The sequence below is a fragment of the Paenibacillus zanthoxyli JH29 genome (assembly GCF_000520715.1).
Classification (GTDB): Bacteria; Bacillota; Bacilli; order Paenibacillales; family Paenibacillaceae; genus Paenibacillus_AQ; species Paenibacillus_AQ zanthoxyli.
Genome location: NZ_ASSD01000570.1, coordinates 1 through 573, shown reverse-complemented (window position 1 = coordinate 573; position 573 = coordinate 1). Strand labels below are relative to the sequence as shown.

Sequence of the window (573 nt, the reverse complement as noted above, 5' to 3'; positions counted from 1 at the left end):
TCCTCACGATCAACCTTCCACCCGCATACAACGCTCCCCTACCCCTGATGCAAAGCATCAAGCCATAGCTTCGGTGGTGTGTTTAGCCCCGTTACATTTTCGGCGCAGAGTCACTCGACCAGTGAGCTATTACGCACTCTTTCAATGGTGGCTGCTTCTAAGCCAACATCCTGGTTGTCTGTGCAACTCCACATCCTTTCCCACTTAACACACACTTGGGGACCTTAGCTGATGGTCTGGGCTGTTTCCCTTTTGACAATGGATCTTAGCACTCACTGTCTGACTCCCGGCGACAAGTAGATGGCATTCGGAGTTTGACTGAGCTTGGTAACCCTTGCGGGCCCCGCACCCAATCAGTGCTCTACCTCCATTACTCTCATTCACCGAGGCTAGCCCTAAAGCTATTTCGGGGAGAACCAGCTATCTCCGAGTTCGATTGGAATTTCTCCGCTACCCCCACCTCATCCCCGAACTTTTCAACGTTCGTGGGTTCGGGCCTCCAGTGCGTGTTACCGCACCTTCACCCTGGACAGGGGTAGATCACCCGGTTTCGGGTCTACGCCCACGTACTTA

1 rRNA gene is annotated in these 573 nt (G+C 53.6%); it reads right to left on the bottom strand.

The annotated features are described in order from the left end of the window. Positions 1-573 (bottom strand): 23S ribosomal RNA (locus L691_RS0122155); the annotation flags it as partial.